Here is a 22,289-nt window from a genome sequence, read left to right as displayed (position 1 = left end):
GAAAACGAATGCTTGAGGAGTGCAAACCCCTCAAGCGGGGGACTGAGACGGGGGAGGCGCAACGTGCTTCCTGACATGGGCGGGAGCGACCTCAGGCGTGGTCTGGAAGCGCTGAAGACGTTCAAGAAGCGTGTGGACACGCTGCTCACGAGCTTCGAGAGTTCGCCGGGCAGCTCCCAGAAGGTCGCGATGCACACGCTCTCCCAGGCTTCGTTCTGCGGCCAGGGCGACTTCGCCGAGGCCGCGGGTCTGCACAGTCAGTACGAGCGCGTCCACGAGCGGATCACCTCACTCTCCAAGTCGTTGGCGCTCCAGATCGAAGCGATGCAGATCGCCGTGCATGGCGCGGACGTCGGCTTCGACAAGCTGGACGACGATCTCCGGCGCCGCTTCCACGAGATCCGGACCGAGATCAACGATCAACTGACCGATGCGCAAGGCGACGAGAAGCGCACGGACCACAAGCAGGTGAAGGCGGGGTACTGATGGGTGACCACCACACGCAGCCAGACGCCCACCAAGCGGACCGCGACCAGGCCAGGCAGCAGGTCGACAACGTCGACGTGGTCATGGCCGTGTCCAGGGGCCTCGATCCGCTGGGTCTGGGCTTCGGCCAGGGCATCAGTTTCGGCCGGACCAACTTCGAGCGCCACCAGTTGAACGACATGATCGACATGGTGGAGTCCGCGAATCCGGAGCACCTGGAGAACGCGGGCAACGCGCTCTGGGACGCCCGCGACGCGATCAACGACGCCGCCGAGGAACTGAGCGGCCACATCGGACGCATCGACTGGCACGGCGAAGCGGCCACCGCGTTCCAGACCTGGGCAACCGACCTCGTCACCAACGCCTACACGCTCGCTCTCTACGCGGAGAACGTAGGCACCCAGATCACCGCGGCCGGCACAGGACTGGCCTCGGTCCGCAAGTCCATGCCGCCCCGCGACACGAGGCTCATCGCCAAAAGCGTCCAAGACTTCCCGATCGTCGCTCAGGTCGACACCAACAAGGAGTACCAGGCGGCCCAACAGGTGGAAGGGCACCGCCAAGAGGCGATCAACCAGATGAACCGCTTGGCGTCGTACTATGCGGTCTCAGAAGAGTCGCTGCGCACCCAGGAGGTGCCTCAGTTCGGGAAGATGCCGGACATGGGGGTGCCTAAGGTGGATCCCGCCGGATATGCACCGATTCATGAACCCGGGAGCGGTGGTACGGGCGACGTTTCCCGTCACTCCGCGGCCACTGCGGCCGGACCGCGTTCGGAGACCCTCGACCCCGGCCAGAAGCTCCATGACGTCGTCACGGCTCCGGATCGGCACATCGGCGCGGATCCCGCCCAGGACGTGGGTACCGACATCGACAGCGTCGATACGCTGCCGCCGCAGACCGTGCATCCGACGCCCCCTGCCGCCCCGCCGGCGTCCCCTGCACCTGGTGGAGGACCTGGAGGGCCGATTCCCACCGTTCCTACTGCCCCCATGCCTCCGACCGTGGGTATGCCCGTGGGGCGTGGCGGTGCGGGCGGAACCAGAGGCCCGATGGTGACACCGCCGCGCATGACCACTCCTGCCACTGGAGCATCTCGAGTCGGAGGCGGCACAGAGCGCTCGCCCCTCGGCCCTGTGGGGCGAACTGCCGTACCAGGCCAGGCGGGAGCACGCGGGCCCATGTCGCCAGTCGGCAGGGCGCCCCTGGGGCAGGTGCCCGCGGGCAGGGCTCCGGTAGGTCGTAGTGTCATCGGCGGAATGCCCAAGACCGTAGGCGTGCCCGCCGAGCGCGCGGGCGGTACGGGCCCCACCGGGGCAGCTCGTACCACCAGCGGTGTCGTCGGTGGAAAGCCCAGCACGCCACCTTCCCAGGGCCTGAACGGCTCCAGGGTGCCCCGTGGCACGGTCATCGGGGGCGACCCCGCCTCCCGTACCCCGAGCACGGTCGAGCGACCGGGGCAACGCGGGGTGATCAGGACGCCCGACCAGGGAAGCCGCGGCGGACAGGTGTCGCGCAGGCCGGTGGCCCCCACCGACGGTGTGGTCGGTGCGTCCAACGGCAAGGCGTCAGCGGCAACGAACGGCGGACGGACCTCTGGTGAGAGCGTCTCAGGCCGTGCCTCCAACCGAGGCTCCGCACGGGACCACGGCAGAAAGACGTCGCGCCGGCAGCAGGCGTCGGAGACCGACTAACCAGATGAAGCGAGGACGTACGAGAGGCATGTTGTCAGCGAGCACGAGACGAGTGACCGCCGTGTGCGCGGCACTTGGCGCACTGATGGCTCTGCCGGTGGGCCTGGCCCCCAGCGCGGTGGCCGACGACGTCCAGTCGCAACAGTGGTACCTGTCGGCCATGAAGGCCGACCAGATGTGGAAGACGAGCACCGGCAAGGGAGTCAAGGTCGCCGTCATCGACACGGGCGTCAATCCGGCGACTCCCTCCCTGAAGGGCCAGGTACTGGTCGACGAGGTACCGAAGGCTGTCGCCTACGGCGATACCAAGGACTACACCGGTCACGGAACGTCGATCGCCGAGATGATCGCCGGTACAGGTGCCGGCGGTGGGGTGAAAGGCCTCGCTCCCGGCGCCAAGATCGTGCCTTACAGGGTCGCGCTCAAAGGGTTGAAGGACAAGGCAGAGGCCAAAAAGGCTCCCGGCATCGCCGCGGCGATCAGAGCCGCCGCCGACAGTGACGCGAAGATCATCAATATGTCCTTCGGCGGCTACATCGCCTACGACGATGATGAAGCCGCGATCAAGTACGCCGAGTCCAAGGGGAAGCTGATGTTCGCCGGGTCCGGTAACGATGCCGAGACCACGAACAACAATCTGTATCCCGCCTCGTATCCCTACGTCGTTGGGGTCGCCGCCGCTGACAAGACCGGCACGGTGGGGAAGTTCTCGACCCACGGGCGCTCTGTCGATCTCGCAGCCCCAGGAGTCGACGTCCCCGTGTGGTGCGACGCGACCTTCCATTCGTACTGCGTTCATGGCATGGGCACCAGCACCGCTACCGCCGTCGCCTCCGCCTCCGCCGCTCTCATCTGGTCCGCTCACCCCGACTGGACCAACGACCAGGTCCTCCGTGCCCTGATCGACACCGCAGGCCGCGACTGGCCCAAGGACACGCCCAGCAACTACCTGGGCTACGGCCTCATCCGTCCCCGGAAGGTGCTGGAGAACGCCGACTACAACCCGGGCCCGGCGCACGCCGACCCGCTCGCCAAGGAGAACTCGGTGGGCAAGGCGACGGCCTCGCCGTCCCCCTCGTCCTCCCCGGCCAAGTCGTCGTCGGGCGGCCAGACTTCGGCGACCGGAAAATCCTCGAAGTCGTCCGACGGTGCCCTGACCTGGGTGGCCGTCGGGGCGGCCGCCGCGCTCGTGGTGATCGGCGGCGGAGCCTTCGCTGTCATCCGGTCACGACGACGCGCCTGACGGCTCACTAGAGAAACAACACGAAGCACAACTCTCACGAAGGGGAGTGTCGAAATGGCTGAAGGCCGCAAGTTTGCAGATGACCACGCACAAAAGCTCCAGACGAACGTCATCGACCGCTACGACTCCGTCAAGAAGCAGCTCGGCAAGCTTCAGGGCACGATCGACATGATCGAGGCCCAGTGGACCGGCCAGGGAGCCAACGCGTTCAAGCAGAAGCAGCACGAGATCAACCAGCACATGGCCGCCATCGGGCACATGCTCGAAGACTTCCTCGAGGGCATTCGCCTCAACAAGAGCGACAAGAACAAGCTCGAGGACGAACTCCACGCGACGATCACGAAGATCGAAGTGGATGCCGGTGCGAGCACTTCGGCGCTGAATCTCTACTGACGGGCCGCTAGGAAAGAGGAAGACATGACCGCCAAGCCGCATTACGACGATCTCGCCGTCAAGTACGGCGCCCTGGACGCGCTCGCCACCGAGCTCGGTGACGTGGCCAAGAAGCTCGAGGAGGACCTCGGCGCTCTGAAGAGCGGCGTCATCCACGTCGCTGAAGGCTGGGGCGGCGAGGCCTACGAAGCCTTCCAGCGCAAGTCGAAGAAGTGGGACGAGCACGCCAGGGCCATCCACCAGGCGCTGCTCTCCATCACGCACCGCGTCCACAACGCCGGCGGTGACTACCGCGGCGGCGACCTCAAGGGCGCCAGCTACTTCGAGTGAGCACACGCCGCAGACACAGCGAGGGGTGGGCGCGCGCGGGAGGCGCCCACCCCTCGAACTCCGTTCCGTCAAGACCGTATGCACGGTGCTCCATACGATTGCCGTACGATGCGGCGTCGTGGCCATACAGACCCCCTGGGGAGCCCCGTACGGCGGTCCTCCGCCTCCGCCGCCGAACATCCCGGCGAAGGACGTGCGGCCTCGACGCATCTGGTACCTGGTAGCCGCGCTGCTGGGGCTCGTCCTGGCCGGCCTCGGCACCGTCTTCATCGTGTTGACGGTGAAGAACACGGTGGACTCGATCGACACCGCACGGAGCTTCTCCAGCGGTGACTCGCGGACGTTCAGCTTCGTCCAGGGGAAGACCAAGGCGATCTACGTCTCCGCCTCAGGCAGGGGCCGGGTCGACTGCCGGATTCCGGGAATGCCCTCCGGGACGATGAGGCAGCCGGACAGCAGCTTCCAGATCACCGTCGGATCCCGCACCTGGGAGCGCGTCTTCGAGGTGACGCCCGACGCCGGCGGCGACTACACGCTCACCTGCACCTCGGAGCAGCCGGCCGAGTTCGCGCTGGGAGACAAGCCCCACGTGGGGGCCACGATCGGTAGCATCGCCGCCGGCGTCGGCTGCTTCCTGGCCGCATTCGTCGTATCGGTGACCATCGTGGTCGTCACCGCCGTCCGCCGCAGCCGCCACCGTCAACGGCTCGCCACCGGGTGGGCACCCGCAGCGCATTGGGGCGCACCGACCTCCGGTCCTCCCGGCCCGGGGCCCACGTCCGGCCCCATGTCCTACTGATCCCCTCAGAATGCCGTCCGGCGGAGACGCCGCGTGCGCCCGCCCCTCACTCAGTACTCCACATCCACCAGTCCCGTCTGCACCAGCATCTTCCCCCGCCGCCGCGACACGTAGACGCCCCGCCCGGCCGGCAGCGGGCGCGGTCGCACCCCGCCGAGGAGGTCCCCCTCGCTCGGGTCGCCGGCCAGGACCACGCCCTGCGCGCCCAGCTCCGTCATCCGCTGCATGAACGGCTCGAACGAGGCCCGCCCCGCCCCCGCCGTCGACCGCGCGATGATGAACCGCACGCCGACGTCGCGGGCGAACGGGAGCATCTCGGCGAGCCCGCTGAACGGGTTCCCGCTGGAGGTCGACACCAGGTCGTAGTCGTCCACGACCACGTAGACCGTCGGCCCCCGCCACCAGCTTCGCTCCCGCAACTGCTGAGCCGTGACCTCCGCGGTGGGCGTGCGCCGCTTCATCAGGTCGGCCAGCGCCACCATGTGATGGTCCATGGCGTTGGACATCGGGATGTACTCCGCCAGATGCGAGGCCGGCGTGATGTCCAGGAGGGAGCGGCGGTTGTCGACGACGAAGAACTTGGCCTCGTCGCCGCCGTAGCGCAGCGTCAGCTGCTTGATCAGCAGCCGCAGCAGGTTGGACTTGCCGGACTCGCTCTCGCCGAAGATCAGGAAGAACGGGTCCTGGTCGAAGTCGACGAACACCGGCTCCAGGTTGTCCTCGTCCAGCGCGAAGGCGACACCCTGCTTCGGGAAGCGGTCGCCCGGCGGCAGCTGCAGCGCCTCCAACTGGCGGGGCAGCAGCCGTACCTGCGGGGCGCCCGGCGCCTGCCAGTGCCGGCCGACCTCGGTGGTCAGCGCCGCCGTCGCGTCGGCGAGGTCGGTGTCGGAGGTGATGCCGTCGATTCTCGGCACCGCCGCCATGAAGTGCAGCTTCTGCGGCGACACACCACGTCCCGGCACGCCTGCCGGGACGTTCGCCGCCACCTTGCGGTCGATCTCGGAGTCCATCACGTCACCGAGCCGCAGCTCCAGGCGGTTCATGAGGTGGTCCTTGAGGTTCGCCCGGACCTCCATCGAACGCGACGCCGTGACGATCACGTGGATGCCGTAGCCGAGGCCCCGCGCGGCGATGTCCAGGACCGCCGGCTCCAGGCCGTCGTAGTCCGTACGGAAGTTGCCCCAGCCGTCGATGACCAGGAACACGTCGCCCCACGGCTGGTCCGTGACGGAGATGTCCCCGCGTGCCCGCCGGGCGCGGAAGTCCGCGATGGACGCGATGCCTGACGAGCGGAAGTACTCCTCGCGGCGGGTCAGGATGCCGTAGACCTCGGAGACGGTGCGGCGCACCCGTTCCGGGTCCAGGCGGGAGGCGACGCCGCCCACGTGCGGCAGGCCGGCCACCGCCGTCATGCCGCCGCCACCGAAGTCCAGGCCGTAGAACTGCACCTCGTACGGCGTGTGCGTGAGCGCGAAGGAGCAGATGAGGGAGCGCAGCAGGGTCGACTTGCCGGACTGCGGGCCGCCGATGATCTGCATGTGGCCCGCCGCGCCCGAGAAGTCCAGCAGCAGGCGGTCACGGCGCTGCTCGTACGGCTTGTCCACCAGGCCCACCGGGACCACCAGGCGTCCCGCGCCCTCGTAGTCGGGCTGGGTGAGGCCACGGCCCTGCACGGCCGTCAGACCGGGCAGCAGCGCGTCCAGCGAGGGCGGGCTCTCCAGCGGCGGCAGCCACACCTGGTGCGCCGCGGGCCCCTGCGCCTCCAGCCGGCGCACGATCACGTCGAGGACCGTGTCGGCCAGCGCGTCGTCCACGTCCGGCGCGGGCTCGCTGCGCTGCTGCGGTACGGCGGCGTGCTGCACGGGCACCTCCGTCGCCGTGAACAGCGCCGGACGCCGGTCCACCGGCAGCGGCCCGCCCGGCAGCGCCGCCCGCTGCGCGCCCGTGCGGTACACCCCGGAGACGTACGCCGCCTTGAACCGGACCATTTCGTCCGTGCCGAACTTCAGGAAGCCCGAACCGGGGACGTTGGGGAGTTCGTAGGCGTCGGGGACGCCCAGGGCGGCCCGCGACTCGGCCGCGGAGAAGGTGCGCAGACCGATCCGGTAGGAGAGGTACGTCTCCAGGCCGCGCAGCCGGCCCTCCTCCAGGCGCTGCGACGCCAGCAGCAGATGCACACCCAGCGAACGGCCGATACGGCCGATCTGCACGAACATCTCGATGAAGTCGGGCTTGGCGGTCAGCAACTCGCTGAACTCGTCGATCACCAACACCAAAGAGGGAATCGGCTGCAGGGGCGCACCCGCCGCGCGCGCCTTCTCGTAGTCGTGGATGTTGGCGTAGTTGCCGGCGTCGCGGAGCAACTCCTGGCGCCGGTTCAGCTCACCGCGGATCGAGTCGCCCATGCGGTCGACCAGGGTCAGGTCGTCCGCGAGGTTGGTGATGACCGCCGCCACGTGCGGCATCTGCGCCATGCCGGCGAAGGTCGCGCCGCCCTTGAAGTCGGCGAGGACGAAGTTCAAGGTCTCCGAGGAGTGCGTGACCGCAAGGCCCAGGACCAGCGTGCGCAGCAGCTCCGACTTGCCGGAACCCGTCGCGCCGACGCACAGACCGTGCGGGCCCATGCCCTCCTGGGCGGCCTCCTTGAGGTCCAGCATGACCGGACGGCCGTCCTCGCCGAGGCCGATCGGCACCCGCAGCCGCTCGGCCAGCGCACGCGGCCGCCAGGTCCGCTTGGTGTCGACGGACGCGGCGTCGCCCAGTCCGAGCAGGTCGGTGAACTCCAGGTTGGCGAGCAGCGGTTGGTCGTCGTCACCGCCGGACGCCATGCGCAGCGGCGCCAGTTGCCGGGCCAGCGCCTCGGCCGACTCGTACGACAGGCCGTCCGGGACGCCCTCGTAGACCATGCCGTGCCCGGACTCCAGGCTCAGCGCGCCCGGCTGTACGACGACGGACAGGTCGCCGGCCGAGCCCGTCAGCTGACCTGGGACCACCTCGATCACGGTGACGCCCTGCAGGCCCTCCGCACTGGCGAGCACCGAGTCGGGCAGCAGGGACAGATCGTCGAGGACGATCACGATGTGCGGTTCGTCGAGCAGCGGTGCCGCGTCCGGGTGGAAGCGGGGGCGGCCGGTGAGCCGGGTGGCCAGCAGGTCCTCCAGCTCGCGGGTGTCCGTACTGATCAGCCGGCGGGTGCCCGCGCCGTCGACCAGGCCGGACACCTGCACATGGGGCAGCCACTTCGCCCAGTCCCAGTGCGGCAGCGCCTCGCGCCCCGCGGCCACCGCGACGACCAGGTCCTCGGGGGAGTGCAGTGAGGCCAGCGAGCCGACCAGGGCACGGGCGCAGGAGCGTACGGACTGCGGCTCACCGCTGACGGTGACGTGGTAGAAGGCGCGCAGCGAGACGGCCATGGGCAGATCGTCGAGCGTGCCGTGCAGGGCCAGGAACCGCTGCATCGCACCCGCGGTCAGCGGTTCGAGCTGCTCGACGGGGCCGGTCTCCGGGGCGATCAGCGGGGTCGCCAGCGGCTGCGGGCCCAGTCCGACGCGTACGTGCGCGAAGTCCTCGTCGCCCGGCCGCCGTTCCCACACCCGGCTGCCCTCGGCGACGAGCGCCCACAGCTGCTCGGGGGAGGGATGCAGGTAGTACTGGGCGTCCCGCTGCGCCTTCGCGGTCGCCACGGCGGACTTGCGGGTCTGTGACAGGTAGCTGAGGTAGTCGCGGCGCAGGTCGGCCAGCTGCCCCTGGGAGCCGCGGCGGAAGCGGACCACCATCGCGATGGACATCGCCACCGTCGAGGCGATCATGACCATGCCCATGATCCTCATGAACGGCTGGCCGCTCGTGAAGAAGAAGACCACCGAGCCGCCCATGCCGAGCGTGGGCAGCAGTTGCATCAGCACGCTCTCCTGGTGCCCCCGCGGCAATGCGGGCGGCGGCTGGACAGCGACTTCCTGCGTGGGCACTTCGGACGGCAGCGCCCGAGGAGGGCGCTTGACGACGATCTGGCTCACTGCTCACCAATTCCCTTGCCCGACCCGGGCCTTCCACCCACCGCCCCGTGTCCGGCGGACGCAGGCCGCCGCGTGATCCTACTGAGTTCACGGCGGGCGGGTGAGCGGTAGGGTGCCGGGTGTTCGCGTGAGCACACGGTCGCACGGCCGGGAATTCCGGACAACTCACCCGAAGCTGGCCCGAGATGGCCCCGGAGTCCGGCCCTGCGGCCGCCGTGCCGCCGCCGGTGTGGAGGACACGGGGCCGATCGGCACAGGACCTTCACGACGCGGACGCACCGCGACGTAGACGCACGACGACGCACACGCACGACGACGCAGACGCAGCACGACCACTGAGGGGGAGCAGCAGGTGAGCATGACGGCCGCCACCACCGGCGGACCCGGGACGGGAACCCCTTCCGGAGCACGAGGGGGAGTGGGAGCGGGAGCCGCAGCCGGTACGGGACTCGGTTTCTGCCGGGTGACCATCGTCGCGCCGGACAGCCGGATCGACGTCGCCCTGCCCGACGACGTGCCGGTCGCCGACCTGTACCCGGAGATCCTCCGGCTGTCCCGGCAGAGCCCCGACGCCGGCGCCCCGGTCGGCTACCACCTCGTCCGCACCGACGGCACCGTGCTGGACAGCTCCCGGTCCTTCGCCGCCCAGCGCATTCTCGACGGTGAACTCCTCACGCTGCGCCCCTTCGCGGAGTCCCTGCCGCCCGCCGTCTTCGACGACGTCACCGAGGCCGTCGCGTCCGCCGTCACCCGGCAGCACACGCTGTGGAGCGGCGACCTGACCCGGGCCGCGGGCCTCGTCGGCGGCGGTGTGCTGCCGGCGCTGCTCGCGTTCGTCGCCTGGACCGCCGACCCGCGCCACGACATGCACGGGCTGGCCGGCATCCTCGCCGCCGTCACCGGCGTCCTGCTGGTGGTGCTGTCCGCCGTACGCGCACGGGTCTACGACGACCGCGGCTCGGCCGTCGCCCTCGGCCTCGGCGCGCTGCCCAACATGGGCGTCGCGGGCAGCGGGCTGCTGCCCCTGGCCGACGGGCAGGGGATCGGCAGGCTCCAGTTCCTGCTGGCGTGCGCGGCCGTCCTGGTCGCCGCCCTGATCCTCGCGTTGAGCTCCCCGCACGGCGACGGCCCGTTCGTGGCCTTCGTGTTCGCCTCGGCCGTCGCCCTGGCCGTCGTCTTCGCGGCGACGCTGCTCGACTGGACGCCGGTCGAGACGGCCGGCGTGTGCGCCCCGGTGGCCGTCGGCGCCCTGGCCTTCCTGCCGGGGATGTCGATGCGCTTCGCCCGGCTGCCGATCGGCTTCGAGCCCCCGGACAACGCGGCCCGGTCCGCCTACGGCACCGACGCCCCCATGCCCGACGCCGTGGACACCGAGCGCGTCGAGGCCCAGGCCCGCAGGGGGCACGAACTCCTCGTCGGACTGGTCGGCGGCTGTGCGCTCCTCGCCGTCGGCGCCTCGGCGGTGCTCGGCTTCTCCAGCGACATCTGGGCCCAACTGCTCGCCCTCGCCACCGGTGTGGCGATGCTGATGCGCGCCCAGCTCTTCCGCTACACCGCGCAGGTCGCGTCCGTCCTCGCCGCGGGCCTCGGCTCCCTGGTCCTGCTGGGCCTCGGGCTCGCCCTGAACCCGCCGGACTCGGTGGTGCGCGCGGCGCTCGCCGGTCACCGCACCGACCTGGACATCCGCACGGTCTGGCTGATCGCGGTCATCGCCGCGGCCACCGCACTGGTCACGGCGCTGGGCCTGATCCTGCCGCGCGGCGGCCTGACCCCCTTCTGGGGCCGCTTCCTGGAGATCTGCGAGGGATTCGTCCTGCTGACGCTGATCCCGCTGACCCTGGCGGTCTTCGACGTCTACGCGACCGCGCGGGCGATGACCAGCAAGTGAGCCGACGGACCGGAGCCGGGGATACCGAACCCCGGCTCCGGCTGACGGGCAGGAAAGGCCTCACGACCCCTCCCGGACGTCGTCACTTCACGTCGAGCCCGCCGTTGTGCGGCATCGGCTTCAGGTCGAACTCCCCGTCCCGCGCGCCGAGCACGAAGGCACGCCACTCGGCCTCCGTGTAGCGCAGCACGGTGTCCGGGTCCAGGGAGGACCGCATGCCGACCGCCCCTCCCGGCAGGTAGGCGATCTCCACGCGCTCCTCGTGCTCCTCCGTGCCCGGGGCGCAGTGCCACTCGACGTCCGAGATGTCGAGCGCGTACAGCTCGTCGCGCTCCCGTTCCTTGCGCGCTTTGAGTTCCTTGTCATCGGCGTCGGTCATCGCGGCCGTCGTCCTTCCTTCTGTGCCGGCGAGCGGTGAAGTCACCCTACTGGCCGGGGTTCTGGCTGGTCAGCGGTTCGCCGACATGCGCCCGATTACGGGGCGCCACGAAAGCGTCACAGGCCGGCGAGGAGACTGACCCGGGCGGCCTGCCCGCAGACGGCCCCCTGGGGCCCTGGCAAGGGCCGCCCTCCGACCCTGGTACGCTGAGTGACGGCCGTTCGTGTACGCACCCCCGGAGCTCCCCGCCCTGGAGGCCGCGCGCAGCGGATCCCCGCCTTCCGAGTCACGGAAGCTCCCCCGAGAAGCAGACCGGGGGCACTCGGTGGCAGTCACAGACCATGAGGAGTACGCGTGTCGCTCGACGCCGCTACGAAGAAGCAGATCATCGCCGAGTTCGGTACCAAGGAGGGTGACACCGGCTCCCCCGAGGTTCAGGTCGCTCTGCTGTCCCGTCGGATCTCCGACCTGACCGAGCACCTCAAGACCCACAAGCACGACCACCACTCCCGCCGTGGTCTGCTGATCCTGGTCGGTCAGCGCCGTCGCCTGCTGCAGTACCTGGCGAAGAAGGACATCCAGCGCTTCCGTACGCTGGTCGACCGCCTCGGCATCCGCCGCGGTGCGGCGGGCGCCAAGTAAGACGCCGTGAGGGGAGCGGTTCCCGAGACGTTCGGGGGCCGCTCCCTTTGCCGTACGTGCGGAAACGTGCGAAGTGTCACACACGCTTTGTAGTGTGGTAGCACAACGCGGTAACGCAGAACGCACGACGCAGTACGTACGACACAGAACGAGGAGGAGCGCACCACGCCGCCGCCGGTCCTCGGTAGTGGCCCCCGGGGGGAAGCGAGCCCCGGGTGCTTCGATCGAAGACCGGCCCGCACCGCACGGCGCGCTTCTCCGCAACCGTCCCCCTGCCACACGGGCGAGGAGGACGAAGACGAGGAGAAAACGCTAGTGGAGAACGAGACCCACTACGCCGAGGCCGTCATCGACAATGGCGCCTTCGGCACCCGTACCATCCGTTTCGAGACGGGCCGCCTGGCCAAGCAGGCCGCCGGTTCCGCCGTGGCGTACCTGGACGACGACACCATGGTGCTGTCGGCCACCACCGCCTCCAAGAGCCCCAAGGACCAGCTCGACTTCTTCCCGCTCACGGTGGACGTCGAGGAGCGGATGTACTCTGCCGGCAAGATCCCCGGCAGCTTCTTCCGCCGCGAGGGCCGCCCCTCCGAGGACGCGATCCTCACCTGCCGCCTGATCGACCGCCCGCTGCGCCCGTCCTTCAAGAAGGGCCTGCGCAACGAGATCCAGGTCGTCGCGACGGTCATGGCGCTCAACCCCGACCACCTGTACGACGTCGTCGCGATCAACGCCGCGTCCGCGTCCACCCAGCTGGCCGGCCTGCCCTTCTCCGGCCCGATCGGCGGCGTCCGCGTCGCGCTGATCCGCGGTCAGTGGGTCGCGTTCCCGACGCACACCGAGCTCGAGGACGCCGTCTTCGACATGGTGGTCGCCGGCCGCGTCCTGGAGGACGGCGACGTCGCGATCATGATGGTCGAGGCCGAGGCCACCGACCACACCATCAAGCTGGTCGAGGGCGGCGCCGAGGCGCCGACCGAGGAGGTCGTCGCCGCCGGTCTGGAGGCGGCCAAGCCCTTCATCAAGGTGCTGTGCCGCGCCCAGTCCGACCTCGCCGCCAAGGCCGCCAAGCCGACCGGCGAGTTCCCGATCTTCCTGGACTTCCAGGACGACGTCTTCGAGGCCCTGGCGGCCGCCGTCAAGCCCGAGCTGGCCCAGGCGCTCACCATCGCCGGCAAGCAGGAGCGCGAGGGCGAGCTGGACCGCGTCAAGGCGCTGGCCGCCGAGAAGCTCCTGCCGGAGTTCGAGGGCCGCGAGAAGGAGATCTCCGCCGCGTACCGCGCGCTGACCAAGCAGCTGGTCCGCGAGCGCGTGATCAAGGAGAAGAAGCGCATCGACGGCCGCGGTGTCACCGACATCCGCACCCTCGCCGCCGAGGTCGAGGCCATCCCGCGGGTGCACGGTTCCGCGCTGTTCGAGCGTGGCGAGACCCAGATCCTGGGCGTCACCACCCTCAACATGCTCCGCATGGAGCAGCAGCTGGACACCCTCTCCCCGGTGACCCGCAAGCGCTACATGCACAACTACAACTTCCCGCCGTACTCCACCGGTGAGACCGGCCGCGTCGGCTCCCCGAAGCGCCGCGAGATCGGCCACGGCGCCCTCGCCGAGCGCGCGCTCGTGCCGGTGCTGCCGACGCGCGAGGAGTTCCCGTACGCGATCCGCCAGGTGTCCGAGGCCCTCGGCTCCAACGGTTCGACGTCCATGGGCTCGGTCTGCGCCTCCACCATGTCGCTGCTGAACGCCGGTGTGCCGCTGAAGGCCCCGGTCGCCGGTATCGCCATGGGCCTCATCTCCCAGGAGATCGAGGGCGAGACGCACTACGTCACCCTCACCGACATCCTCGGTGCGGAGGACGCCTTCGGTGACATGGACTTCAAGGTCGCCGGTACGAAGGAGTTCGTGACCGCCCTCCAGCTCGACACCAAGCTGGACGGCATCCCGGCCTCCGTCCTGGCCGCGGCCCTCAAGCAGGCCCGCGACGCCCGTCTCCACATCCTCGACGTGATGATGGAGGCCATCGACCGGCCCGACGAGATGTCCCCGCACGCCCCGCGGATCATCACCGTCAAGATCCCGGTCGACAAGATCGGTGAGGTCATCGGCCCCAAGGGCAAGATGATCAACCAGATCCAGGAGGACACCGGCGCCGAGATCACCATCGAGGACGACGGCACGATCTACATCGGTGCCGCCGACGGCCCCTCCGCCGAGGCCGCTCGCGCCACGATCAACGGCATCGCCAACCCGACGATGCCCGAGGTCGGCGAGCGCTACCTCGGTACGGTCGTGAAGACGACCACCTTCGGTGCGTTCGTCTCCCTGCTGCCCGGCAAGGACGGTCTGCTGCACATCTCGCAGATCCGCAAGCTGGCCGGCGGCAAGCGCGTGGAGAACGTCGAGGACGTCCTCGGCGTGGGCCAGAAGGTCCAGGTCGAGATCGCCGAGATCGACTCCCGCGGCAAGCTCTCCCTCGTTCCGGTGATCGAGGGCGAAGAAGGCAACGACGAGACGAAGAAGGACGACGCCGACCAGTGACGTCCCGCAGCTCGCAGGCGACGGCCCGCACCTCTTCGGAGGCGCGGGCCGTTGCCCGTACCCAAACCCTCATCAAGGGGCAGAACGGCATCGGTACGGTCCGTAAGACCACCCTCCCGGGGGGCCTGCGCATCGTCACCGAGACCCTGCCCTCCGTGCGCTCGGCCACCTTCGGCATCTGGGCGCACGTCGGCTCCCGCGACGAGACCCCGGCCCTGAACGGCGCCACGCACTACCTGGAGCACCTGCTCTTCAAGGGCACCGACCGCAGGTCCGCGCTGGACATCTCCGCCGCCATCGACGCCGTCGGCGGCGAGATGAACGCGTTCACGGCCAAGGAGTACACGTGCTACTACGCGCGCGTGCTCGACACCGACCTGCCGCTCGCCATCGACGTCGTCTGCGACATGCTCACGGGCTCGCTGATCCTCGAAGAGGACGTCAACGTCGAGCGCGGCGCGATCCTCGAAGAGATCGCGATGACCGAGGACGACCCGGGCGACTGCGTGCACGACCTGTTCGCGCACACCATGTTCGGCGACAACGCCCTCGGCCGCCCGGTCCTCGGCACCGTCGACACGGTCAACGCCCTCACCGCCGACCGCATCCGCCGCTTCTACCGCAAGCACTACGACCCGACCCACCTCGTGGTCGCCTGCGCCGGCAACATCGACCACAACAAGGTCGTACGACAGGTCCGCGCGGCCTTCGAGAAGGCGGGCGCCCTCAAGGACGCCGGCGCGCTGCCCATCACCCCACGCCACGGCCGCCGCACGATCCGCACGGCCGGCCGCGTCGAGCTGATAGGCCGCAAGACCGAGCAGGCCCATGTCGTCCTCGGCATGCCGGGCCTCGCCCGCTCCGACGACCGCCGCTGGGCCATGGGCGTCCTGAACACGGCCCTCGGCGGCGGCATGTCGTCGAAGCTGTTCCAGGAGGTCCGCGAGAAGCGCGGCCTCGCCTACAGCGTGTACTCGTACACCTCCGGCTTCGCCGACTGCGGCCTGTTCGGCGTCTACGCCGGCTGCCGGCCCAGCCAGGTGCACGACGTGCTGAAGATCTGCCGCGACGAACTCGACCACGTCGCCGAGCACGGCCTCTCCGACGACGAGATCAACCGCGCCATAGGCCAGCTCCAGGGCTCCACCGTCCTCGGCCTCGAGGACACCGGCGCGCTGATGAACCGTATCGGCAAGAGCGAGCTGTGCTGGGGCGAGCAGATGTCCGTCGACGACATGCTGGCCCGGATAGCCGCGGTCACCCCGGACGAGGTCCGGTCGGTCGCCCGCGACATCCTGGGGCAGCGCCCGTCCCTGTCGGTCATCGGCCCGCTGAAGGACAAGCAGGCCGCGCGGCTGCACGACGCCGTCGCCTAACCCCCGTCTTCGGTAAGGAAGCAACAGATGAGCAAGCTGCGCGTGGCGGTCCTCGGAGCCAAGGGCCGCATCGGGTCCGAGGCGGTACGGGCGGTCGAGGCCGCCGAGGACATGGAGCTGGTCGCTGCCCTCGGCCGCGGCGACAAGCTGGAGACGCTGGCGGACACCGACGCCCAGGTCGCCGTCGAGCTGACCACCCCCGCCTCCGTCATGGGCAACCTCGACTTCTGCGTACGCCACGGCATCCACACGGTCGTCGGTACGACGGGCTGGACCGAGGAGCGCCTCGCGCAGCTGAAGAGCTGGCTCGCCCAGTCCCCGGAGACGGGCGTGCTCATCGCCCCGAACTTCTCCATCGGGGCCGTCCTGACCATGAAGTTCGCGCAGATCGCCGCGCCGTACTTCGAGTCGGTCGAGGTCGTCGAACTGCACCACCCGAACAAGGTGGACGCCCCCTCCGGCACCGCCACGCGCACGGCCCAGCTCATCGCCGAGGCCCGCCGCGCCGCCGGCACCGCCCCGGCCCCGGACGCCACGGTGACGGCCCTGGAGGGCGCCCGGGGCGCGAACGTCGACGGCGTCCCGGTGCACGCGGTCCGCCTGCGCGGCCTGCTGGCCCACCAGGAGGTACTGCTCGGCGGCGAGGGCGAGACCCTGACCGTCCGCCACGACTCCCTGCACCACAGCAGCTTCATGCCGGGCATCCTGCTCGGCGTCCGCCGTGTGGTGTCCACCCCGGGCCTGACGTTCGGCCTGGAGAACTTCCTGGACCTGGGCTGAACCCGTCTGATGCGCGCGAAGATCACTTACCTCGTCACGGCCGCCGTCCTCGTCTTCTACTTCGTCCTGGTCGGCAGCCGCGGCGTCATGCTCATCCAGTCCGGCACGCTGCTCACCGTCACCTTCGGCGTGGCGGTACTCGTCCTGCCGGTCATCGGACTGTGGTTCCTGTGGAAGAACACGCAGTTCGTCCGCAAGGCCAACCAGCTGGCCGCCGAACTCGACGCCGAGGGCGGCCTGCCCGTCGACGAGCTGAAGCGCACCCCGGGCGGCCGGATCGACCGTGACTCGGCCGACGAGGTGTTCGCCAAGCGCAAGGCCGAGACGGAGGCGGCCCCGGACGACTGGCGCAGCTGGTTCCGGCTCGCCATCGCCTACCACGACGCCCGCGACACCCCGCGCGCCCGCAAGGCCATGCAGCGCGCCATCGCCCTGCACGAAGGCAAGCCTGAGCCGGGCGCTACGACGGCCTGAGCCGGGCGCTACGCAGGAGGGGCCGGTCCGCACCTCGCGGACCGGCCCCTCCTGCGTCGCTGACGCGGTCAGTGGCGCCCGTACTCCGCGGCCCACGCCTCCACCGTGTCCGCCGCCCGGTCGAAGGCCGCGGGGCGGTGCAGGAAGTCCAGCGAGTGCGTGGTGAGGAGCGGATCGGTGTCCTCGGGGGCCCGGTCCTTGCGGACGAGCGTGAGGGCCTGCCCCTGCACCGTGCGGGGCAGCCCCAGCCAGCGCACCGGCTGCTGGACCGTCCGCACCGAGACCACGCGCCTCCAGGGCACCGTACGCGTCATCAGGAAGCACACGTGGCGCAGTCCGCGCGCGCTCACCCACACGCCCATGCGCAGCATCCGCAGCGCGGCCGCGATGACCGCCAGCGCGAGACCGAGGACCACGGCGGCGGAGGACGCGGATCCGGTCAGGGCGATCAGGACCGCCGCGAACAGCACGAACGAGGCCAGCAGGAGCCCCAGCGCGGCCCCGCCCACGCGCCACGGGCCGGGGCGGTACGGGCGCCGCCAGCGGTCACGGTCGTCGTACGGCAGCGAGCTGTCGGATGCCGCGTCGAAGGTGCGGTCGGCCGTCAGAAAGGGCAGGGGCACGGCTGGTCCTCATTCGGTCCTCGCATGGGCTGTGCCCGGTGAGGCTATCCGCCCCCGTTCCCGCTCACCACCCTTGGGCGTCCGGAAGGGTCAGTGCCCCTGGGAGGCCTGGGACTGCTGGGTCGGCGTGCCGGCCGGCGTGGACAGGGCGGGCCTGCCGATGATCACCGAGCCCACGAGCCCGGCGACGATCGTGAGGCCGAGCAGCCACCGCCCGGCTATCTGAGCGGCGGACAACCGCTGACGGGGCGGGGGAGTGACTTCGCTGAGCACGGGCGGGCACCGCTCCTCTCGGGATCGAACAGGCAGTTCTCACCGATACAGACGCTCGAGTGACACAAAAGGTGCCCATGTCCGAAAAAATCCTCGGCGCGGTCATGGTTCGGGCTCTGTCAGTGGGCCCCCGTACAGTGGGCGCGAACCGAAAAGTGATGGGAAGGACCCCCGTGACCACCCCCGAGTCGCTCACCCTGCGCAGTGACGTCACCGTCGAACTCGTGAAGTCCAGCGCTTCGGATGCCGACGTCCTCTTCGCCGCCCGCGTCTCCACGCTCGGCGAGCAGTCCCTGGACGAGCTGAAGAAGGACCCCGAGCGCTCGAAGGGCCTGATCAACTACCTGATGCGCGACCGGCACGGCAGCCCGTTCGAGCACAACTCGATGACGTTCTTCATCAGCGCCCCGATCTTCGTCTTCCGCGAGTTCATGCGGCACCGCGTCGGCTGGTCGTACAACGAGGAGTCGGGCCGCTACCGGGAGCTGGAGCCGGTCTTCTACGTCCCCGACGCCTCCCGCAAGCTCGTCCAGGAGGGCCGCCCGGGCAAGTACGTCTTCGTCGAGGGCACCCCGGCCCAGCACGAGACCGTGCGCGCCACCCTCGAGGAGTCCTACGAGCAGGCGTACGCGGCCTACCAGAAGCTGCTCGCCGAGGGCGTCGCCCGCGAGGTCGCCCGTTCGGTGCTCCCCGTCGGCCTCTTCTCCTCGATGTACGCCACCTGCAACGCGCGCTCCCTGATGCACTTCCTCGGTCTGCGCACCCAGCACGAGCTGGCCAAGGTGCCGTCCTTCCCGCAGCGGGAGATCGAGATGGTCGGCGAGAAGATGGAGCAGGAGTGGGCCCGGCTCATGCCCCTCACCTATGCCGCCTTCAATGCGAACGGGCGTGTGGCCCCGTAACGAAGCCCTGTTCCCCCGCGCGGAACGGATGTACGGATCAGCCGCGCGAAGTGTCCGTATTGCGGCATTTAGAGAAGTTCATCTAGCCTGATCAAACGGACCCGGCACTGCTTGAACCCCCGAGCAGGCAGTGCCGGGCTCCATATTTGTCCTGACTTTCCCGGCACCCCAAGGGCAGACCCCGGATTGCGCACCGAGTAGCGTGTAACCCATGGCTCCGACCTCGACTCCGCAGACCCCCTTCGGGCGGGTCCTCACCGCCATGGTCACGCCCTTCACGGCGGACGGCGCACTCGACCTCGACGGCGCGCAGCGGCTCGCCACCCACCTGGTGGACGCAGGCAACGACGGCCTGATCATCAACGGCACCACCGGCGAGTCCCCCACCACCAGTGACGCGGAGAAATCGGACCTCGTACGAGCCGTCCTCGAAGCCGTCGGCGACCGCGCCCACATCGTGGCCGGAGTCGGCACCAACGACACGCACCACAGCATCGAACTCGCCCGCGAAGCCGAGCGCATCGGCGCCCACGGCCTCCTGGTCGTCACGCCGTACTACAACAAGCCCCCGCAGGAGGGCCTGTACCGGCACTTCACGGCCGTCGCCGACGCCACCGGCCTTCCGGTCATGCTCTACGACATCCCCGGCCGCAGCGGCGTCCCGATCAACACCGAGACGCTCGTCCGCCTCGCCGAGCACCCCCGGATCGTCGCCAACAAGGACGCCAAGGGCGACCTGGGCCGCGCCGGCTGGGCCATCGCCCGGTCCGGCCTCGCCTGGTACTCCGGCGACGACATGCTCAACCTGCCCCTGCTCTCCGTGGGCGCGGTCGGCTTCGTCTCCGTCGTCGGCCACCTCGTCACCCCGGACCTGCGCGCCCTCGTCGACGCGTACACCTCGGGCGACGTCGTCAAGGCCACCGAGATCCACCAGAAGCTGCTCCCGGTCTACACCGGCATGTTCCGCACCCAGGGCGTCATGACCACCAAGGCCGCACTCGCCCTCCAGGGACTGCCCGCAGGGCCCCTGCGCGCCCCCATGGTCGAGTGCTCGCCCGAGGAGATCGCCCAGCTCAAGATCGATCTTGCTGCCAGCGGGGTACAGCTCTGACAACAGACTTGGCTCCACCCGAGCTTCACAACTGAATCGACAACCGCATACGCGGGCCACCGGTGCCCGCATTCCCCACGACAACTGCTTCTGCACGAACGTCACGCGCGCCACGTGCCCACCGGTACGTGGCGCGTGTGGTGAGGAGAGTCTTTTGAGTCATCCGCATCCCGAACTCGGCCCGCCCCCGCCGCTCCCCAAGGGCGGCCTACGGGTCACCCCGCTCGGCGGCCTCGGTGAGATCGGCCGGAACATGACGGTCTTCGAGTACGACGGCCGTCTCCTGATCGTCGACTGCGGAGTGCTTTTCCCCGAGGAGGAGCAGCCCGGAATCGACCTGATCCTGCCGGACTTCTCGTCCATCCGGGACCGCCTCGACGACATCGAGGGCATCGTCCTCACGCACGGCCACGAGGACCACATCGGCGGTGTCCCGTTCCTGCTCCGCGAGAAGCCGGACATCCCGCTGATCGGCTCCAAGCTGACCCTCGCACTCATCGAGGCCAAGCTCCAGGAGCACCGGATCCGCCCGTACACCCTCGAGGTGGAGGCCGGCGACCGCGAGCGCATCGGCCCCTACGACTGCGAGTTCGTCGCCGTCAACCACTCCATCCCGGACGCCCTGGCGGTCGCCATCCGCACCCCCGCCGGCATGGTGGTGCACACCGGCGACTTCAAGATGGACCAGCTCCCGCTGGACAACCGCCTCACCGACCTGCACGCGTTCGCACGACTGTCCGAGGAAGGCATCGACCTCCTCCTCACCGACTCCACGAACGCCGAGGTCCCCGGCTTCACCCCGCACGAGCGCGACATCTCCAACGTGCTGCGCCAGGTCTTCGCCGCAGCCCGCAAGCGGATCATCGTGGCGAGCTTCGCCAGCCACGTCCACCGCATCCAGCAGATTCTGGACGCGGCCCAGGAGTACGGCCGCAGGGTCGCCTTCGTCGGCCGCTCCATGGTGCGCAACATGGGCATCGCACGGGACCTCGGCTACCTGAAGGTGCCTGCGGGCCTGGTCGTCGACGTCAAGACACTGGACGACCTCCCGGACGACGAGGTGGTCCTGGTCTGCACGGGCTCCCAGGGCGAACCGATGGCCGCCCTGTCCCGCATGGCCAACCGCGACCACCAGATCCGGATCGTCCAGGGCGACACGGTCATCCTGGCCTCGTCCCTCATCCCCGGCAACGAGAACGCGGTCTACCGCGTGATCAACGGCCTGACCCGCTGGGGCGCCAACGTCGTCCACAAGGGCAACGCCAAGGTCCATGTCTCCGGCCACGCGTCCGCGGGCGAGCTGCTGTACTTCTACAACATCTGCCGCCCGAAGAACCTGATGCCGGTGCACGGCGAATGGCGCCACCTGCGCGCCAACGCCGAGCTGGGCGCGCTGACGGGCGTGCCGCACGACCGGATCGTCATCGCCGAGGACGGCGTGGCTGTCGACCTCGTCGGAGGCAAGGCGAGGATCGCCGGCAAGGTCCAGGCCGGTTACGTGTACGTCGACGGCCTCTCCGTCGGTGACGTCGGCGAGCCGGCCCTGAAGGACCGCAAGATCCTCGGCGACGAGGGCATCATCTCGGTCTTCGTGGTCGTGGACTCGTCCACCGGCAAGATCACGGGTGGCCCGCATGTGCAGGCCCGTGGTTCCGGCATCGACGACTCGGCTTTCGCGGACGTCATCCCGAAGATCACCGAATCCCTGGAGCGGTCCGCCCAGGACGGCGTCGTGGAGCCGCACCAGCTCCAGCAGCTCATCCGCCGCACCCTCGGCAAGTGGGTCTCGGACACCTATCGCCGGCGCCCGATGATCCTCCCGGTCGTCGTCGAGGTCTGACCTCCGGCGCGCTGACCAGCAGTGGGGCCCCTCGACACACGTCGAGGGGCCCCACTCGGCCATCCGGCTGAAAAAATCTTGACAGCAGGGTTGACACCCCTCTACTGGATCCGTAAAGTTCTTGGTCTGCCCCGGAGCCGGAACGGTTCTGTGGTGGCACCTCCGCCGCGAAAGCGGCACCCAACCAACAGCACGATCTCCCGATCGGGACTGCATTCGGCGCGCCCGCATGTAATTCATTCGATCGGAGTCCGGCGGCCCGATTAGGAACTGCCGAGCTGATCCGCTAAGGTTTGAGACGTCGGAACGGCCCAACAGCCGCGAAGACAACCCCCTCTGACTGGGAATCAGGCACCGCGAGGATCTGATAGAGTCGGAAACGCCGGAAAGGGAAACGCGAGAGCGGGAACCTGGAAAGCACCGAGGAAATCGGATCGAGAAAAGATCTGATAGAGTCGGAAACGCAAGACCGAAGGGAAGCGCCCGGAGGAAAGCCCGAGAG

General features: G+C 69.5%; 19 protein-coding genes. 15 read left to right on the top strand and 4 right to left on the bottom strand.

What is annotated here, in order from left to right:
- The first annotated feature begins 63 nt into the window (after positions 1-63).
- The 6 genes from ABZ865_RS25485 (at position 64) to ABZ865_RS25460 (ending at position 4,945) form a co-directional block, all read left to right on the top strand.
- Positions 64-486 (top strand): hypothetical protein, encoded by a 423-nt coding sequence (locus tag ABZ865_RS25485; RefSeq protein WP_361234659.1) that lies wholly within the window; start codon positions 64-66, stop codon positions 484-486.
- On the top strand, positions 486-2,180 hold the full coding sequence (locus ABZ865_RS25480) for a hypothetical protein (protein WP_361234656.1): 1,695 nt from the start codon (positions 486-488) through the stop codon (positions 2,178-2,180). The genes ABZ865_RS25485 and ABZ865_RS25480 overlap by 1 nt, the downstream gene beginning before the upstream one ends.
- 85 nt (positions 2,181-2,265) lie before the next feature.
- Entirely contained in the window at positions 2,266-3,423 is a 1,158-nt protein-coding gene (locus ABZ865_RS25475) for a S8 family serine peptidase (protein ID WP_361235431.1), read from the top strand.
- 54 nt (positions 3,424-3,477) lie between these two features.
- The gene (locus tag ABZ865_RS25470; RefSeq protein WP_361234653.1) at positions 3,478-3,816 is read left to right on the top strand and encodes a WXG100 family type VII secretion target; all 339 of its coding nucleotides are present in this window, start codon (positions 3,478-3,480) and stop codon (positions 3,814-3,816) included.
- Between the two features lie 24 nt (positions 3,817-3,840).
- Complete coding sequence (locus tag ABZ865_RS25465; RefSeq protein ID WP_361234650.1) at positions 3,841-4,146, top strand: WXG100 family type VII secretion target; 306 nt, start codon at positions 3,841-3,843, stop codon at positions 4,144-4,146.
- A gap of 118 nt (positions 4,147-4,264) precedes the next feature.
- The gene (locus ABZ865_RS25460) at positions 4,265-4,945 is read left to right on the top strand and encodes a serine/arginine repetitive matrix protein 2 (protein WP_361234648.1); all 681 of its coding nucleotides are present in this window, start codon (positions 4,265-4,267) and stop codon (positions 4,943-4,945) included.
- A 50-nt stretch (positions 4,946-4,995) separates the two neighbouring features.
- Here ABZ865_RS25460 and eccCa read toward each other — a convergent pair whose 3' ends face one another.
- Positions 4,996-8,961, bottom strand: coding sequence for a type VII secretion protein EccCa (gene eccCa / locus ABZ865_RS25455; RefSeq protein ID WP_361234645.1), 3,966 nt, complete (start codon positions 8,959-8,961; stop codon positions 4,996-4,998).
- Between the two features lie 358 nt (positions 8,962-9,319).
- Here eccCa and eccD point away from each other — a divergent pair, with 358 nt between their 5' ends.
- Entirely contained in the window at positions 9,320-10,849 is a 1,530-nt protein-coding gene (eccD, locus tag ABZ865_RS25450) for a type VII secretion integral membrane protein EccD (protein ID WP_361235428.1), read from the top strand.
- Positions 10,850-10,931: 82 nt separating this feature from the next.
- Here eccD and ABZ865_RS25445 read toward each other — a convergent pair whose 3' ends face one another.
- On the bottom strand, positions 10,932-11,228 hold the full coding sequence (locus ABZ865_RS25445) for a DUF397 domain-containing protein (protein ID WP_361234641.1): 297 nt from the start codon (positions 11,226-11,228) through the stop codon (positions 10,932-10,934).
- A 354-nt stretch (positions 11,229-11,582) separates the two neighbouring features.
- Here ABZ865_RS25445 and rpsO point away from each other — a divergent pair, with 354 nt between their 5' ends.
- The 5 genes from rpsO (at position 11,583) to ABZ865_RS25420 (ending at position 17,038) form a co-directional block, all read left to right on the top strand.
- Positions 11,583-11,870 (top strand): 30S ribosomal protein S15, encoded by a 288-nt coding sequence (gene rpsO / locus ABZ865_RS25440; RefSeq protein WP_030619140.1) that lies wholly within the window; start codon positions 11,583-11,585, stop codon positions 11,868-11,870.
- Between the two features lie 315 nt (positions 11,871-12,185).
- Positions 12,186-14,408, top strand: a complete 2,223-nt coding sequence (locus ABZ865_RS25435) for a polyribonucleotide nucleotidyltransferase (RefSeq protein ID WP_361234638.1) — start codon at positions 12,186-12,188, stop codon at positions 14,406-14,408.
- On the top strand, positions 14,405-15,784 hold the full coding sequence (locus ABZ865_RS25430) for a pitrilysin family protein (protein ID WP_361234635.1): 1,380 nt from the start codon (positions 14,405-14,407) through the stop codon (positions 15,782-15,784). The genes ABZ865_RS25435 and ABZ865_RS25430 overlap by 4 nt, the downstream gene beginning before the upstream one ends.
- A 27-nt stretch (positions 15,785-15,811) precedes the next feature.
- Complete coding sequence (gene dapB, locus ABZ865_RS25425; protein ID WP_361234631.1) at positions 15,812-16,564, top strand: 4-hydroxy-tetrahydrodipicolinate reductase; 753 nt, start codon at positions 15,812-15,814, stop codon at positions 16,562-16,564.
- A gap of 9 nt (positions 16,565-16,573) precedes the next feature.
- Positions 16,574-17,038 (top strand): hypothetical protein, encoded by a 465-nt coding sequence (locus ABZ865_RS25420; RefSeq protein ID WP_361234628.1) that lies wholly within the window; start codon positions 16,574-16,576, stop codon positions 17,036-17,038.
- 68 nt (positions 17,039-17,106) lie between these two features.
- Here ABZ865_RS25420 and ABZ865_RS25415 read toward each other — a convergent pair whose 3' ends face one another.
- Together ABZ865_RS25415 and ABZ865_RS25410 are read right to left on the bottom strand one after the other, a co-directional pair.
- The gene (locus ABZ865_RS25415) at positions 17,107-17,661 is read right to left on the bottom strand and encodes a hypothetical protein (RefSeq protein WP_361234625.1); all 555 of its coding nucleotides are present in this window, start codon (positions 17,659-17,661) and stop codon (positions 17,107-17,109) included.
- A gap of 90 nt (positions 17,662-17,751) precedes the next feature.
- Complete coding sequence (locus ABZ865_RS25410; RefSeq protein ID WP_361234622.1) at positions 17,752-17,934, bottom strand: hypothetical protein; 183 nt, start codon at positions 17,932-17,934, stop codon at positions 17,752-17,754.
- 158 nt (positions 17,935-18,092) lie between these two features.
- Between ABZ865_RS25410 and thyX the strand changes: the two genes are divergently transcribed.
- From thyX to ABZ865_RS25395, 3 genes are all read left to right on the top strand, one after another.
- A complete protein-coding gene (gene thyX / locus ABZ865_RS25405) occupies positions 18,093-18,836 on the top strand; it encodes an FAD-dependent thymidylate synthase (RefSeq protein ID WP_361234619.1) in 744 nt (247 codons plus the stop codon).
- 211 nt (positions 18,837-19,047) lie between these two features.
- A complete protein-coding gene (dapA, locus tag ABZ865_RS25400; RefSeq protein ID WP_361234616.1) occupies positions 19,048-19,947 on the top strand; it encodes a 4-hydroxy-tetrahydrodipicolinate synthase in 900 nt (299 codons plus the stop codon).
- Between the two features lie 154 nt (positions 19,948-20,101).
- A complete protein-coding gene (locus ABZ865_RS25395) occupies positions 20,102-21,787 on the top strand; it encodes a ribonuclease J (RefSeq protein WP_361234614.1) in 1,686 nt (561 codons plus the stop codon).
- Positions 21,788-22,289 lie beyond the last annotated feature (502 nt).

This window comes from Streptomyces sp. NPDC047085 (genome assembly GCF_040643735.1).
Classification (GTDB): domain Bacteria; phylum Actinomycetota; class Actinomycetes; order Streptomycetales; family Streptomycetaceae; genus Streptomyces.
Note: the sequence above shows the minus strand (reverse complement) of the source record. Positions and strands in the feature narration are given on the sequence as shown.

Bases quoted from the DNA above. Each gene is read 5' to 3' on its own strand.
- eccD (WP_361235428.1), top strand. From the start codon at position 9,320: ATGACGGCCGCCACCACCGGCGGACCCGGGACGGGAACCCCTTCCGGA.
- ABZ865_RS25470 (WP_361234653.1), top strand. From the start codon at position 3,478: ATGGCTGAAGGCCGCAAGTTTGCAGATGACCACGCACAAAAGCTCCAG.
- thyX (WP_361234619.1), top strand. From the start codon at position 18,093: ATGGGAAGGACCCCCGTGACCACCCCCGAGTCGCTCACCCTGCGCAGT.
- ABZ865_RS25475 (WP_361235431.1), top strand. From the start codon at position 2,266: ATGGCTCTGCCGGTGGGCCTGGCCCCCAGCGCGGTGGCCGACGACGTC.
- ABZ865_RS25445 (WP_361234641.1), bottom strand. From the start codon at position 11,228: ATGACCGACGCCGATGACAAGGAACTCAAAGCGCGCAAGGAACGGGAG.
- ABZ865_RS25480 (WP_361234656.1), top strand. From the start codon at position 486: ATGGGTGACCACCACACGCAGCCAGACGCCCACCAAGCGGACCGCGAC.
- ABZ865_RS25465 (WP_361234650.1), top strand. From the start codon at position 3,841: ATGACCGCCAAGCCGCATTACGACGATCTCGCCGTCAAGTACGGCGCC.
- dapA (WP_361234616.1), top strand. From the start codon at position 19,048: ATGGCTCCGACCTCGACTCCGCAGACCCCCTTCGGGCGGGTCCTCACC.
- ABZ865_RS25420 (WP_361234628.1), top strand. From the start codon at position 16,574: ATGCGCGCGAAGATCACTTACCTCGTCACGGCCGCCGTCCTCGTCTTC.
- dapB (WP_361234631.1), top strand. From the start codon at position 15,812: ATGAGCAAGCTGCGCGTGGCGGTCCTCGGAGCCAAGGGCCGCATCGGG.